The organism is Clostridium magnum DSM 2767 (genome assembly GCF_001623875.1).
Taxonomy (GTDB): Bacteria; Bacillota; Clostridia; order Clostridiales; family Clostridiaceae; genus Clostridium_AM; species Clostridium_AM magnum.
Genome location: NZ_LWAE01000003.1, coordinates 726,236 through 740,872 on the forward strand (window position 1 = coordinate 726,236; position 14,637 = coordinate 740,872).

Consider the following 14,637-nt stretch of genomic DNA (forward strand, 5'->3'; position numbering starts at 1 on the left):
TTCTTCCTATGCAATTTATAAAAATACTACATAGTTAAAAATATTAAATGTATTTATTTATTCACTCATTATAATATTGGAGATTCTAAGTTGTGCCCGCTTAAATCTAACTCTTCCATATTTTTAATTTCAAGAGCAGTATCATAATCCATAGTTATACGTGATTTTGATTTAAAGTTTGTTAGCTTTACTGTAGACCCTTCAATGCAGGTAATCGTGAAGTCTTTTCTTTCTGAAGGAATGTAGATTACATCCCCAAGGTTTATTTTTTTACCCATTTGTCTACCCCTTTAACTTCGAAATCTAAATCTAAGTCAAAGTATATTTCTTTTGATTCAGTATTAGATTTCGCAATTTCATCATTTTTATTAATCACTTCTATATTATTATTAATTTCTTCTATGATTGTTTTTTCAGAAACAGAAAGTATGTCCTCTATGCTTTCATCAAGGTTTATTTTTTCATCATTCAATTCTACCTTCTCAGACTTCTCATTATCCTCCTTTTCCTTAACAGTAAGCTTCTCTGCCGCCACAGGGATACTGATATTTTCCTCTGCACCTTCAAGCTCCATACTATCTATATCAAAGGTATCAATATCTGAAGCCCCCTGTACTTGAATATTTATATTTGTTCCTGCCTCTATTGGTTCCGAAGTAGCAAAACCTATATCCGGCCCATCTATATTTACCATTGTTTCAGCTTTAATTTTATCAATATCATCAAAGGTAGGTGCAAAATCTAAGTCTAAGTCTATTTTTTCCCTGTCCTCTGAACTAGCTCCAATCTTGATTTCAACCTCTGGTATCTCTAGTTCACTTGGAATAGTATCGATATCAACTTTTTCTTCTATTGGCTCAAATCCACTTACAGTAGTTGTTGATACTGAGCCCTCTTTAATTGGAAAGTCGGCAGTTGTTTCAACCCTTTTCTGAGCAACTTCTTTTTTAACTTTCTCTCTAGCAGCATATTCAGCTATACTTTCCCTATTAAACTGCTGAAAATCAAATTCTCCTATTTCAATTTTGCTATTTTCATCAATTTTCAAGAAGTCCGTTAAGCCCTTCCCTACCTGTTGTCTGCCTTTGCTGTCAGTATAACAGTAGAAAGCTTGCTTAAAGTTCATATCATTTATATCCTGTTCCGTAACTCTTGACTTCTCTGCTAAAGTACCCTGTTTACTTTCACTATAGCTTGGTTTTGAAGTCATTAAAGCACTTTGGCTGACACCTGTTTTCATTTCAAATGCTTCTTCTATTCCAAAGAACTTTGACCAATATTCTCTATCCTCAACGTTGCTCTTAGGTAGAAGTATCTTAGTTGCAGTATTCGTAAATATTGTTTCCCTAAATACATCTGATACTTCTTTAAGCTGAGCCATGTTCTGTATAGCCACACAGACTGATGTACGGTATTTACGTGCAAAAGTAAAGAAAACTTTCGTTGAGTCGTTGACATAGAAGGGGAATTCATCAATGATTAAATAATGCGGAACTTCTGGATTCTCATCCTCTGAATACCTTGATAATACTACGTTCTGCATACTTAAAATGAACATGAGGGCAAACGCTTTACCTAGTCTTTCCCCTAAATCATTCTGTCTTGTAGCTATTGCTATACACTCACCTTTTTCAAGGACTTCTGCTAAGTCTAAGCTATCTTTTCTGTCGCAAAGAATATACTTAATTTCCTCTCTACCAAGGAAGTTGTCTAATTGATTAATTATACCACCGATTGCTTCCTCTGTTTTCTTACGCTGAGAACCTATTGTAGCTCCAGCTATAGGTCTTCCCTTATCATCCATCTCTGGAGGGAAGAAACTTGATTCAAAGTAGCTTATAACAGAACTCCATCTTTTCTTAAGTGTCTCATCCTTTTTCATTTCATTTACTATAGGTACTACTAAGTTAAAATTATTTAGTATATCTAATATATCCTGCAGCGTTGGATTAATGCCCTTTAGCCTTGGATACATAACTTTTATTAAAATAGTAATATTTCTTACAGCTCTTACGGAAGCATTAGTGAAATAAGGATTACTGTCTTGTCCATTAGTTTGTTCCATAGATACCAATATACTTGATATAATATCCCCTGTTTTCTCAGGTGAATCTCCCAAAAGTGGATTGAATCTTGCAATCCCACCTTTTCTGATTTCCTCCATTACAGGATCAATTTTGTATACCTTAACACAATATTCTTTTGCTATCTTTAGCGTATCCTTTGGTAAACCTCCATCTGGAGCTACAACGGTTACACCTAATCCTTTGTAAATTATCTCCCCTGCCCCCTTTTCATGAGCGGTTACTTGATAAGTAAAACCATCTTGTAACGGAGGGAAAGATAGAATTAATTCGTCACCTTCTTCTATGTCAGGAGCAGATGTTACTACCTCATCAAGTTCATTTCTAACTTCTAATCCAAGGCCTCCTTGGATATTTGGGTTGATGCTAATAGGCTTTAAGCCTTCTTTTATTACAATCTCTGTAGGAACTTCACTTCCCTTGAATTTAATTTCTTTCTCTGCAAATTCCATACCATGTTCAAAGATTGTAACTTTTATTACGGAGTTTGAATCATTTTTAGGCTTTTTAAAAGCTACAGTTCCTTCTGTAACTACTTTATCTACTAGCAATAACTCCTTATCTCTAGTGCCTATTATAAACCTCTTAAATTTCTCTTTAAACTCATTCTCTTTTCCTTGTACTGGCTTTATTAAATCCATAGTAAAATTCTTAGCGAAATATGTGTTTGTAATTGGTGCTCCCAAGTATGCTATGCCTTCCTTAAGGGCTTCAAATGCTAATTTCTTTTCCATCTCCCTTAAATAACCCTTCATATGGAACAGTTGTCCTAAGTATGGACGAATGTAAGTAGCAGTTTTACCAGAACCTGTACCACCTTGTAAGAAAAAGTGCTCATAGGCAGTTTTTTCAGGTACAATACAATCCTCCCCTGTTTGAAGGTCCTCACAGATTTTAATATCTATTGTAGTATCATCCATCTTGTGAACATTAGGAATTAAAAATTCTGCTTCATATTCTATTAGATCCTTCTTAATCTGCCTATCCATGATTACTTTAAATGTTAGAGTTATTATTGGTAATACTATAGCACATGGTATAAACAATGAAACCATTCTAATATTACCTTCTAATAAGGAACTTGGAATAACTTCTATGTTCTTAATGCTTCTTAGCATACCTACAAAGCTTGTATTTGCAATTTGAACTATATAAGCTAAAGTTACACAAGATGTAGTAACTATAACTAAGAAAAACTGCTGAACTCTTCGTGAAGGTTTCTTAAAGTATTCACCAGCCATTGTAGTATAGAAAGTAAAAGTTGGAAGTAAGATAAAAATTGTATAAAAAAATGAACTATGTTTTGTTTTTAGAATAGGATACCATAAAATTTGTACAACCCCATAAATACAGTACATAGCCACCAATAAACTAAGTGAATAACATATAGCCCCTGCAATATCTACTCTCTTTCCATGATTCTTGTCAACAACCTTCTGAAACATATCCTTAGAGGCTTTCATAATATGATTCATAAATTGCAACCTCTCTTCCTTTGTAAGATACTTGTATTATTGCTGCTAAAACTTATTATATCTACTGCAAACAGAGATTTTATCAAGACTTGTCCTCCTCATTCATATTTTTCAGTTTCATCTGAATAGAGCAATTCCTCTCCTCCTTCCTCTACAGGAGGAGAGGAATTGCTCTTTTAGCGTAAGCTAAACAGCTACTATTCCTTTCCTAAACTTATAGGGAACTAAATCTCCAATTTTAATTGACTTATTGTTTTCTTTTAACATAACTCTTGCACCCTTATTATGAGTACCTTTAACTGCATAAATTCTATTCTGATATTTTACTAAATCATTTGGTTGATAAAAGTATCTCTCTTTTCTTATAGTTCTTTTACCCTTAGATAATTTTTCTCCACGATACTTGTGTAAGTTTTCAGAGTTTAAGTTTTTGTTACGTGTTCTGCGACCACTAAAGAGGTCTTGACCACTTGCTTTATTATTAGTACGTAAGTCTATATATTTTGCATCATAAAACTTTTCGAGAGAACGATTATTGCGTCTTATTTGCTCAAAATATATAGGCGTTACTCTATCATGAGTATTGCCTTCTGCTATACAAAAGGCATCATTATAATGTGTTTTTTCTAGATTTAGAACTATTCTCTTAGATTTTGTATCATAACCATAAGTGTGTTCACAGCCTAATATATTTTTAAGTTTCCATCTAACTGAAGACATAAATGTTGCTTCTTTTAAACTTTTCAAGTTAGGTTTCCAACCATAAAGAACTTGTCCCTCTTTATGGTTCTTAGGTGTATGACACTTAATGCATAGACTAATTAAGTTGCCAGGTCTATTAGACCTATCACCTTTATAAAAACCTATATGATGCACTTGAAGTGGCAAATCATCTCTACCACAAAGCTTACAGGTGTGGTCATCTCTATGAAAAATGTATTCCCTTAAATTATAGAACCCTTTTTGTTCACCATTTTGATATTCCTCCCCTTCAATATTAGGATTTTTAATTTTTTGAATATCAAAATTAGCAACTTCTACAACTATTTTAGTTATAGGCAGTATTTTCTTTAAATTATCTATAAATCTTAAATGACTATCTAATTTATACTGTATTGATGGTGCAAACCATCCATCAGAACGCTTTCTATTATCAAAGCGTGGTTTTCTATATCGAAGCCTACTTCTTCTCTGTTTACGATACATAGAACGTTCTTTAAGGCGTTCTGACATACCTTTTAGTAGTGTTACCTCACCACAAATTAGTTCTTTAGTATCTGTAACAGCAGAAAATCCAATGTAAGTGTAACCACTATCAATTCCAAGGGTTACTGGTTGTGTGTAATTACTTGTGTCGTAAAGTAGTTTAATTGTAAATGGTTTAGTATTTACCACTTTAGCCTGTTTGTTTTTAAGTAGAATCCTAACTTTTGCATACCTTTTGGTAGGCATAAGTGGCTTATCTAAATTACTAATAACATATACCATAAGGTACACATCCTTTCTAAAATAATAGTTTAAAACTATAAATCTCTAAAGAGAAGTAACCTTCCCTTTAGGTAAGTCCACATAGCTAATGTTATACAAAGTTTTAAATTTAACTCACTTCTCCTACTCTTTAGAGATGTTTAAAATTAAACCTTAGAGCTTGGAACTTGTGGAGCATCCCAAGGTAACTATCTATTTTTGTATAACGTAGTCAGTTAAGACTTAAGCTATTCAACCAAGCTTGTTTACACAAGCTCCCACTTCAAAAATGCTAATGCAGTTTAAGTGGTGAGTAGTTGACCCCATCTTTCAAAGTAACCATGATTATATTTGGATATTTAAAGTGCAGACCGCTTTCAAATTGGCCCTCTAAGGCATATCCCCTTCTAATAATTCCATTCTCAAAAGAATTGTGCTTCAGTGATTCTATTTCAGAGTTACTTAAATTCATTTCTTGCCACTTATCCTCTGTATAAGCAGCTACTCCTATCTTAGCTACATTTTCTTTACTTGAGTATCCGTTTACTCCATCCAAACTAGTCTTTTTATCAAACTTTATATAGATGCCTCCATCCCTTCCCCTTCCAATAGTATAAATATCTATTTTTTCATTTCTAAATAGATCCTCTCCTTTTGAATAGACTTGGATTTCTTCACCTGATTGAATGCTGCCTAAATTAAAAATAATCTCTCCAAGTACCATGCTTTTCTCACTCCTTTTTCTATTAAAATCTATTATATTTAACAATTAATTCACCTCTGTAATTTAATATTTAATTATATTGTTATATTTTTTAAATAATTATATTGTTATTATAACATTTATTTGATTAATCTTCAATAATAGTCTATATACTTGAAAATGTAGTAAGAAATTTAACAGCAATGGTTAAAGGCCTAGAAGAATTTAATGAAGACCAATTTATGCCAAGGATGAAAAATACAAATAAAAATAAGCAAATTGCCTTTAATACTCCAAAATATGCTACAGCTAAAAATAAAACAAAAAACATGAAATCATCAGTAAATCCAGAAGCTATAATACCATTAGATGATAACGATGAATTTTAAAATATAGATACCCAACCTCATAATTCATTTGTCTATATAGGGCTTCAGAGCAAAAAGTTGACTCATACGTAGGTATAAGTCAACTTTCTGATCTGAAGCCCTATTTTTAATCTTTTAATAACTTTGAAAGTAAATCCATTATTTCGTCTACTTTTTCGTCTCCGCTATTATTTATAAAAGCATCCTTAACGCAGTGATTTAAATGCTGTTTTAGTATTAATAAATTAGATTTTTTTAATAATGACTGAGCGGCAACCATTTGATTAGATACGTCCATACAATATCTGCCTTCTTCAATCATTTTTATTATTCCCTCTATTTGTCCTTTGGAAGTTTTTAAAGCTTGTATTGCCTTTTTCTTTTCATCATTCATACTCTATGCCTCCTATGCCCCCTCCCTATGTGGGTGCATCTTGATTATAAATTACCCTTTAATTTATTTCAATAGTAATTTGTCCTAATTAAGTATGTATATCTTATTTTGCAATAAAAACTAACCCAATACCTACAATCAATAGACAGATACACCAGAATTTTTGTCTAAGATTTTGCTCTTTAAAAATTAATCCACCTATTATTACAGAAATAAAGATAGATATTTTTCTAAGAGGCATAATTACTGATATTTGGCTTGAAGGAATATTTACTGCAGTAAAATATATTCTATCTGAAATAGTTAAAAGCAAACTCATAAGAGGTATGTTATAATCAAACCTTATAGGAATTTTCTCTTCTGATTTCCATTTAGTATATAGCAATGATGCCACATTAAATATTGATATAAATAAACAAAACCAAAACTGCATTTGTCCAGGATTAATTGACCTTAGGGCTATTTTATCAATAGTTGCACTTACAGCACTTAGCAAAGCACTGACTACCATAAAGTAAAAATATTTATTTCTGAATACATTTGTTATTTCCTTTGAACCAACCTTTCCTATAAAGTAATAAGCCACTAACATAATTACAATACCTATCCCTTGTAATAATCCAAGGCTCTCACCTAATATTAGGATACCTAAAATTATAGAGAATAATGGATTTACAGTATCAAAGGGAGTTACAATACTTATAGGCAGCTGTTTTATTGCAGTGAAACCAAGAACCCAGCTCAAAAATATAATAAAGGTCTTAACAAAAATTACGAGAATCTTATCCCCACTTAAATTAACAGCATTACTAAATTCAAAGGATACAAAAATAAAACAAAATATAGAATAAAAGGCTAGTACACTTACTACAGAATTTTTTTTAAATGCTTGCTTTTTAGTTATATCCCAAAAACCCAATAAAATTCCCGATATAATCACCATCCAAAGCCACGAATACATCTACATCCACTCCTTTTCCTAGTCAACCACTATCATACCATAATAACACAAATCTCATCAATTACCTACATAGATAACCACGACCGAAAGTAGACTTACACTCCGGTATATGTTTCCAAGCTTCAGCACTATAAAAACTTTTTATCACTCTAAAGCTTAGTATTTTGAAAATCTAAGAACATCTGATAAACTCGTACCTCAAACATATCAGAAGTCCTAAGATTTTCTAAAATACTAAGCTAAGATTGATTAAAAAGTTTTTATATGTGCCTTCAGCTTTGGAAACATATACCTGCGTGGAAGTCTACTTTCTGGTGTGGGTGTGTATATAGGGTTCAAGGGTCATAACTTAACTTATACCGAATAATTAAAATTCTTCTCCAAAAACTAAATGTACGGAGAAAGGAGTTTTGATTATGGGAAGAAAGTCATTCAGCATAGAAACATTACATGGATATAAAATTGAAGATTTAGTTGATCTAAAGAATAACACAGATAGCAAATATTCAAGATTAGCACTGGCTGTAGTAACAATGCGATACTTCGGACAGTCGAATACTGACATTATTGAGGCTACCAGGTTAAGCAAGACTTCCATTGTTAAGCATATTAAAGAATGGAATGCTCATGGCATAGAATCCATAAAAGATAACCGTGGCGGTTCTGAAAGTAAATTAGAACCAGAGATGGTTGATGATCTTATTTATGTGGCTACAAATAAGTCACCTGCCGATTTTGAATTCACATGCCATAATTGGTCTTGCCAACTTTTATCTCTATATATTGAAAAAACATATGGAATAAAAGTATCAGGTGAAACAATAAGGGTAACTCTTATTGCTAATAGACTATCTTACAAAAGAGCTCAACCAAAGCCTACGAAAGCTGACAAAGATGAACAGGAAGCTTTTAAAAAAAACTTTAGAAACACTAGACACTTTAGAGTCTTCATCTGAGGTAGTTGTCTATGCTTTAGATGAAACTAAAGTTTGTGTTGAATCGGACAACCGTCTCTTTTGGAGTCCTGTAGGAAATCCCCCTGTTCTTGAAAAAAATGCTTCGCATGATGGTGTTAATATCATAGGCTCTACTTCAATTTTAAATAATTTCCATACTGTCAATGACTTATATTCTTCCGAACACTCTATAACTTCAAAAGAAGTAAAAGCTCACATAGAAAATCTAATAGAAATTAATGAAGGTAAAAAAGTAGTACTATTCATGGATAATGCTAAATTTCACACAAGCTATGAAATGCAAAGTTTTTTCTTTGATAACAAAGGAAAACTAACAGTCATATTACTACCTAGGTATTCCCCCAACATGAATCCTCAGGAGAATATCTGGAACTATCTAAAGGCTAAATTATTTAGACCTTCTTCTAGAAGTTCTATTTTTGAGTTAATATCTGATATTAAGTTGCTATTTGACGAACTCAACAATGACTTTGATAAGATTCGTTCGTTAGCATATGCTAGAAGTTTCCTAGTATAAGTTAAATTTAAATCGTTGAACCCTATATAGGGTTACTTAGTCTAAACTTAATTTATTCATATAATCAAAGCATTGAAACCACAAGGTTTTAACATGTGTATAAGTTAAGTTGTAGGTGTGTAACCCTATATATAGATATCCAACTTCAAAGCTTTACATATTCATTAACTATTGTTCAGTAAACTCAATACCTTAGCTAAGTGAATATGTCAATTTATGAATTTGTTTATCTATATTTATTTAAATCTCTTATTTTTAAAGTAATATAAAACTACCGCAGTGGCACTAAATATTAAGAACAGCCCTATGAAGCCAAGAAAAACTTTAGTATTTGTCTCTATAATATTAAACTTATCCTTTAAAGATTTATTATCTTCCTTTTTAAACTTAAAGTTCTTTATATTACCATAGGTATCTATTAAAACAGAGTCTCCTGAAAGTTTTGAACTATATTTTGTTGTGGATAAAAACATCAATGATTTTAAAAGTATGTCATCCTTTGGTGACGTTAAAACTAAAATAGCCCTGCCTTTATTATATGGCGATACATCAAACTGAAAAGATGCTATATTTGAAGCATAGGGTTCTGTTAAATATAATTTTTCACTTCCTTCAAAGGAGCTATAATTCTTATTATATTTAAACCACAACTTAGAGTTTAATTCCTTTATAACCTTATTTCTCTGAGGAGTACCATATACTATAAGATTCATATTATGATACTTACTTGAGAAATTTTTCTCTTCTATAACCGTTAACTCTCCGTTATTGTATTCCATATCATTGCCCATATATGAAAAGATTCTGCTTATTCCTTCCAGCTCTTTTTCTGATAGATTTTCTGGTACTACAATTCCTATGTTATTAACTTGTTTGTCTGAAATAAACGGTTGAGGATAGTTATCGAATTTGTAAAAATCCACTTTATTATTAGGTATATAGATATATGAATCCCCTGTCACAATAGCCCAGGGCATTTCCTCCTGCCTAAACTGACAATTTAAATTTGGCTGTTCAAGATCAAATGCAATTTGTATATCCATATAATTGGATATCTGCATATCCTTAGGTATGGGTAATTCTAACTGATCTCCATTACATTTATCCTTATCTAGTTTTTTACTGCCTATAGGAATTCCATTAACATATATACCCTAATAAATCTTGGCTCAAAAATTGTAAAATACTTAGATATTTCAATTGTCTGAGAATTTTTTCAGCGAGTTATTGAAATTTCTTAGTATTTTACAATTTTTGAACCTTAGATTTATAGGACTATTTAAGATAATACTTTTATCTAGTTCAAGAATCACATGGGCTAAAAGCCCAAACCCCTATTGGTTTATGTGACGAAGCATTGCTACTTCGCAATATTGAAGACTTTATCTAGTCTTGTGAGTTTAAATATCTTTAAAACTTGAGGGTTTGTTATTGATTGAACCACAAAATTTCCATTAAGTTCATTGCACTTTTTATAAACGCCAACTAGGACACCCAATCCAGTACTATCGATAAAAGTACAATTACTAAAATCTAATGTAAAGTCTTTTTCACCATTTTCAATTAATTCATTAAGTTTTTTTCTATATTCAGAAGCTTCCTCAACAGAAAAATTCTCTGGTATTGTAATGTTTTTCATTATTATCACCTTCTAAACATTGTATTTTTCAATTAATTTATTCATGTCGATTGCAGTTTCACTTGTATGTTCTGAACTAGCGGCAACATTTTGAATAGCAGATGCTTGTTCTTCTGATGCAGCAGCAACTTGTTCACTGCTTGCAGTATTCTTTTCTGTAATGCTTGCAACTGAATCTATTAACTTTACTATCTGTTCTGAACTTGCAACTTCATCTTTAGTTACATCAACTATTTCATTAACATCACTTACAATTTGATTTACTGAAGAAATTATATTCACAAAAGATTTATCGGTATCTGTAGCTACAGATACACCATTTTCGACTGCTTTTTTATTAGAAGTCATGGATTCAACAGCTTTTCTTGTTAAAGTAGTCATTTCAGTTATTAATTTAGATATTTCATTAGCACCATTGCTTGTTTGTTCCGAAAGGTTTCTAACTTCATCAGCAACTACGGAAAAGCCTTTGCCATGTTCACCAGCTCTTGCGGCTTCTATTGCGGCATTTAAAGCAAGTAAATTTGTTTGCTCTGATATATCATTTATTGTTGTTATTATTCCACTTACTTTATTTGAAAGATCGTCTAGAGTATGCATAATATTTTCAGCTTCAGCAGAGGTTTGGCTTATATTGTTTATAGCATTCAATGTTTTTTCAATCTGAGTTCTTCCGTTATTAGCAGCATTCATAGTGGTATTTGAATTGTTTTTAGCAGTTGAAGCTTTATTTTGAGCAATTTGAACTAAACTAGAAAGCTGAACTAGAACTTCTGAAGTTTGTACAATTAAGCCATTTGTTTTTCACAGCTTTGGGCAACCTCTTCAATATGTGCAGCTACTTCTTCAGTTGCAGAACTAATTTCTTCACTAGATGCAGATATTTCCTCAGATTCTGCAGTTAAAGTTTCAGAAAAGTTTCTTATGTTTTTAACTATATGATCTTGATCTTTTATCATATTATTAAAGTATTTACTTAAAGTTTCAAGTTCGTCACCAGTTTTAATATTTGTTTTTACAGTAAATCTCCATTGCCTGCTTTTGTCATTGATGTTTCAAGTTGCTTTATCGGATTAATAATTTTATGTTTAACAAATATACAGGAAAAGTAATATATATTGCTGCTAATACAATTAGTATAATTAATATCGATAAATTATAGCTTTTATATGAGTCTGAAGTAAACATAAGAATATGAATTTCAAGTGGTATTATAGGATTAAAAATGCAATAAGAATTAGTGAAATCAATTTTTTTTCTAAACTTTTTTTCATATAGAGACCTCCGTATTTGTATTATCTAAAATGCTTTTTTGGATAAGCAATGAGTTACCTTTGAATTCTACTTTATCAGATAAAGATTTTATAAGAAAAAGTCCTCTGCCATGTTCTTTTAGTAAATCTTCATTGCTTACAGATTCAGGTATATTAATCTTTGGCAAAGTTTTTTCAGAACTAGTTATTTTAAAATTTAAGTATTTGCCATCAAAGTTGTAAAATAAACTTATAGGTTTATTTTTATCGCTATTATTCCCATGCTCAAAAGCATTTAATAAAGCTTCTGTTAGAATTAATTTTATGTCAAATAATAATCATAAGCATTTAAAGCTTTTATTACACTTTCGATTATATTATTGTAACCATTAATACCGTATAAGGTTAGAGTATTTTTTATTAAATTCAACATAATTATCACCCTAAGTCTAATTTATTTCTATAGCAATCATTGAGGAATCATCAATTAATTTAGGTTCAACCACGACCTTTGTGATTAATAAGGATAACCATTAATTGTATTACCAATGTATTGTCAAAAAAGTTGAAAAGCATCCGATACTTCCTTTATGATTATCTTGCACGAAAAATCAAATAAGGAGTGAGTATCGAATGCCTTTAGACTTTAATTTTATAGAAAATCTAATAGGATTGCAAGATATTAAGGTAATATTTGTAAATGTAAATAATGGATAGTTGAAATTCATGCAGAATCAAAGACTCATTCAGTTAGTTGTCCTAAATGCAATAAAACAACATATAAAGTTCATGATTATAGAATTCAATTATATGAGCATTTGCCCATATGTGATAAAACAACTATACTACATCTAAAGATTCGTAGATATATATGTGAATGTGATTTTAATCATCCATTTGATGAAGCATTTTCGTTCATAAGAAAATACCAGCCTCATACTATACATTTGAAGAGTTTATCTTTAAACTTACGTGCAAAAACACTATAAAGAATGTGGCTGAATTACTTGGATTTAGCGATAATAAGGTACAGCGCATATTCAATCATTATGCAAAAATTAAGATAGATACAAAGGAAATGGGACCTTTTATTTTCCTCGGCATTGATGATATTGCAAAATCTAAAGGACACGTATATTATACCAGTGATATACAATCATGAAACTGGTGATGTAGCAGCACTAATTGACGGCAGAACAAAAGAAAGTGTTGTTAAATACATTACAAAGAATTTTACTAAGGAACAACGTGAAAGTGTTTTAGCTGTATCCTTGGATATGAGTAAAACTTATGCGGCAGCAGTATTAGAGTGCTTTCCTAATGCTGCTCTGGTTTACTGATAGATTTCATATATCTCAGGCCTTCCATGTAGCAGTAGATAAGGCAAGGAAACACATCCAAAATAAAATCCGTAAGGAAGATGGCGATAAAAAGAAAGTATTTGGTATACGCTGGGCCTTTTTAAAAAATCATGAGGATTTAAAAGCAGAAGAAGAAAAACTCTTGGAGCAAGTTTGCAGTGAATACCCAATGCTTCGCACTTGTTATGAGTTAAAAGAAGAGTTTAGAACATTTTTTCATATAACAAACATAGATGAAGCAAGTGTTTATATCGACTATTTCACAGCTCTTGTAGCTGAAAGTGAAATACCAGAATTACAATCATTTTGTAAAACTCTAAATAACTGGAGAGAATATATACTCAACTATTATTATTTTTTTATAAGCAATGGTCCAACTGAAGGTAGAAATCATAAACTTAAAAATATTAAGCGTAGGGGTTATGGCTACCGTAACATTGATAACTTTAGATTAAGAATATGTTCCGAATGTGCCTGAATTTGGACATATAGCAGTGTATACATCTTAACTCAAGGATACTATAAATATTACATTTGGCAGTAAAATGCTATATATGTTTACTTTTCATTATTAACAAAACATATGATATGTTACAAATATTTGGACTCCATATTACTGGAAAATAGTCGTACTATTTCCTGATATGTTTTTACAGTTATTAGGTGGTTTCACAAAAGTCGTGGTTGAACCTTAATTTACCATCTTTTAATATCATATCATTTAAATAGTCATCTAGATATTTTTTAAAATCGTACATATTTGAATCTTGTACCTAAATTCCACGTGCATTTTTTATTAGCTTAAAAGAACACTATTTCAAGAAAAATTTAAACTGATACTCCCACATTGTAACATTATTTACCACCACCTTTCAATCTTTTTCAATAAATTATTGATTGCAACTTTGGAGTAAAGATACTTATTAAACCCTGCAAGTTATCCACAGAGCAACACTCGATTTTCAAGATGATATCTTTATTATACCAGACATTTTTCATACACTTCCTTGTACGGATAGTTTTCTGACAAATTCATAATTACAGTTCTTGCGGTTTTAATGATTTTGGCTGCAAGAAATACATACTTCAAACGAAAGGTCTTTATTTGCTGTCTGTATTCTGAAGGCTCTAAGGAATCAATCTTGAACAACAAAAACAGGTTATATGAAAGCATCATCATTTGAAACACCGCTTCATTTGCCCAAAATGATTTAAGTAAAAGATGACCCACCGCCATGTCGTATTTGGCTTCTTTAATATAGTTCTCAGCATTGCCACGTTTTTCATAGGATATAACTACTTTTTCAGAAAGCAATGTAGTGTTTGTCACAAAGAAAAAGTATTCGTACTCAGAGCCTTCTAAAAGTGATATTTGTGCTCTTTCTTTTTCTGGTTTCAGTACGCGAGACACAACAAACCTTCTGTCTTTCTCCCAGTT

19 protein-coding genes are annotated in these 14,637 nt (G+C 31.3%); 7 read left to right on the plus strand and 12 right to left on the minus strand.

What is annotated here, in order from left to right; all coding sequences use genetic code 11:
• Positions 1-68: 68 nt before the first annotated feature.
• The 4 genes from CLMAG_RS16775 to CLMAG_RS16790 all read right to left on the minus strand — a co-directional run bounded on the left by CLMAG_RS16775 (position 69) and on the right by CLMAG_RS16790 (position 5,795).
• Positions 69-278: a hypothetical protein gene (locus CLMAG_RS16775; RefSeq protein WP_066624948.1), complete on the minus strand. Its 210-nt coding sequence runs from the start codon at positions 276-278 to the stop codon at positions 69-71.
• Complete coding sequence (locus tag CLMAG_RS16780) at positions 263-3,559, minus strand: type IV secretory system conjugative DNA transfer family protein (protein WP_066624949.1); 3,297 nt, start codon at positions 3,557-3,559, stop codon at positions 263-265. The genes CLMAG_RS16775 and CLMAG_RS16780 overlap by 16 nt, the downstream gene beginning before the upstream one ends.
• A 186-nt stretch (positions 3,560-3,745) precedes the next feature.
• Positions 3,746-5,047: an RNA-guided endonuclease IscB gene (gene iscB / locus CLMAG_RS16785; protein WP_066624950.1), complete on the minus strand. Its 1,302-nt coding sequence runs from the start codon at positions 5,045-5,047 to the stop codon at positions 3,746-3,748.
• A gap of 271 nt (positions 5,048-5,318) precedes the next feature.
• A complete protein-coding gene (locus tag CLMAG_RS16790) occupies positions 5,319-5,795 on the minus strand; it encodes a hypothetical protein (protein ID WP_139264288.1) in 477 nt (158 codons plus the stop codon).
• 137 nt (positions 5,796-5,932) lie between these two features.
• Here CLMAG_RS16790 and CLMAG_RS16795 point away from each other — a divergent pair, with 137 nt between their 5' ends.
• The gene (locus CLMAG_RS16795) at positions 5,933-6,118 is read left to right on the plus strand and encodes a hypothetical protein (RefSeq protein WP_066624955.1); all 186 of its coding nucleotides are present in this window, start codon (positions 5,933-5,935) and stop codon (positions 6,116-6,118) included.
• A 106-nt stretch (positions 6,119-6,224) separates the two neighbouring features.
• Here CLMAG_RS16795 and CLMAG_RS16800 read toward each other — a convergent pair whose 3' ends face one another.
• Positions 6,225-6,491 (minus strand): metal-sensing transcriptional repressor, encoded by a 267-nt coding sequence (locus CLMAG_RS16800; RefSeq protein WP_066624960.1) that lies wholly within the window; start codon positions 6,489-6,491, stop codon positions 6,225-6,227.
• A 103-nt stretch (positions 6,492-6,594) separates the two neighbouring features.
• The gene (locus tag CLMAG_RS16805) at positions 6,595-7,452 is read right to left on the minus strand and encodes a DMT family transporter (RefSeq protein WP_066624968.1); all 858 of its coding nucleotides are present in this window, start codon (positions 7,450-7,452) and stop codon (positions 6,595-6,597) included.
• Positions 7,453-7,868: 416 nt separating this feature from the next.
• Between CLMAG_RS16805 and CLMAG_RS30890 the strand changes: the two genes are divergently transcribed.
• Together CLMAG_RS30890 and CLMAG_RS30895 are read left to right on the plus strand one after the other, a co-directional pair.
• On the plus strand, positions 7,869-8,408 hold the full coding sequence (locus tag CLMAG_RS30890; RefSeq protein ID WP_082831966.1) for a helix-turn-helix domain-containing protein: 540 nt from the start codon (positions 7,869-7,871) through the stop codon (positions 8,406-8,408).
• Positions 8,347-8,946, plus strand: a complete 600-nt coding sequence (locus CLMAG_RS30895) for a transposase (RefSeq protein ID WP_082831967.1) — start codon at positions 8,347-8,349, stop codon at positions 8,944-8,946. The genes CLMAG_RS30890 and CLMAG_RS30895 overlap by 62 nt, the downstream gene beginning before the upstream one ends.
• A 236-nt stretch (positions 8,947-9,182) precedes the next feature.
• Here CLMAG_RS30895 and CLMAG_RS16815 read toward each other — a convergent pair whose 3' ends face one another.
• The 5 genes from CLMAG_RS16815 to CLMAG_RS30905 form a co-directional block, all read right to left on the minus strand.
• Positions 9,183-10,097 carry a cellulose biosynthesis cyclic di-GMP-binding regulatory protein BcsB gene (locus CLMAG_RS16815; RefSeq protein WP_082831968.1) on the minus strand — a complete coding sequence of 305 codons (915 nt, stop codon included), beginning with the start codon at positions 10,095-10,097 and terminating at the stop codon, positions 9,183-9,185.
• A 209-nt stretch (positions 10,098-10,306) separates the two neighbouring features.
• Positions 10,307-10,585, minus strand: a complete 279-nt coding sequence (locus CLMAG_RS16820; protein WP_066624978.1) for an STAS domain-containing protein — start codon at positions 10,583-10,585, stop codon at positions 10,307-10,309.
• Positions 10,586-10,597: 12 nt separating this feature from the next.
• Positions 10,598-11,278 carry a methyl-accepting chemotaxis protein gene (locus tag CLMAG_RS33795; protein ID WP_066624980.1) on the minus strand — a complete coding sequence of 227 codons (681 nt, stop codon included), beginning with the start codon at positions 11,276-11,278 and terminating at the stop codon, positions 10,598-10,600.
• A gap of 95 nt (positions 11,279-11,373) precedes the next feature.
• A complete protein-coding gene (locus CLMAG_RS33800; RefSeq protein WP_242873054.1) occupies positions 11,374-11,544 on the minus strand; it encodes a hypothetical protein in 171 nt (56 codons plus the stop codon).
• Between the two features lie 311 nt (positions 11,545-11,855).
• The gene (locus tag CLMAG_RS30905) at positions 11,856-12,164 is read right to left on the minus strand and encodes an ATP-binding protein (RefSeq protein WP_082831969.1); all 309 of its coding nucleotides are present in this window, start codon (positions 12,162-12,164) and stop codon (positions 11,856-11,858) included.
• 396 nt (positions 12,165-12,560) lie between these two features.
• Here CLMAG_RS30905 and CLMAG_RS35015 point away from each other — a divergent pair, with 396 nt between their 5' ends.
• From CLMAG_RS35015 to CLMAG_RS16835, 4 genes are read left to right on the plus strand one after another with little or no spacing between them, the layout of a single operon-like run.
• The gene (locus CLMAG_RS35015; protein WP_423231081.1) at positions 12,561-12,827 is read left to right on the plus strand and encodes a transposase family protein; all 267 of its coding nucleotides are present in this window, start codon (positions 12,561-12,563) and stop codon (positions 12,825-12,827) included.
• Positions 12,797-13,000 carry a hypothetical protein gene (locus CLMAG_RS31820; protein ID WP_278330862.1) on the plus strand — a complete coding sequence of 68 codons (204 nt, stop codon included), beginning with the start codon at positions 12,797-12,799 and terminating at the stop codon, positions 12,998-13,000. Before CLMAG_RS35015 ends, CLMAG_RS31820 begins: the two co-directional genes overlap by 31 nt.
• On the plus strand, positions 12,984-13,178 hold the full coding sequence (locus tag CLMAG_RS16830) for a transposase (protein ID WP_161486993.1): 195 nt from the start codon (positions 12,984-12,986) through the stop codon (positions 13,176-13,178). Before CLMAG_RS31820 ends, CLMAG_RS16830 begins: the two co-directional genes overlap by 17 nt.
• Positions 13,159-13,677 carry a transposase gene (locus CLMAG_RS16835; protein WP_066624991.1) on the plus strand — a complete coding sequence of 173 codons (519 nt, stop codon included), beginning with the start codon at positions 13,159-13,161 and terminating at the stop codon, positions 13,675-13,677. Before CLMAG_RS16830 ends, CLMAG_RS16835 begins: the two co-directional genes overlap by 20 nt.
• Before the next feature lie 501 nt (positions 13,678-14,178).
• Here CLMAG_RS16835 and CLMAG_RS16840 read toward each other — a convergent pair.
• Positions 14,179-14,637, minus strand: a 459-nt coding sequence (locus CLMAG_RS16840) for a transposase (protein ID WP_153040995.1), incomplete at its 5' end; no start/stop codon positions are given.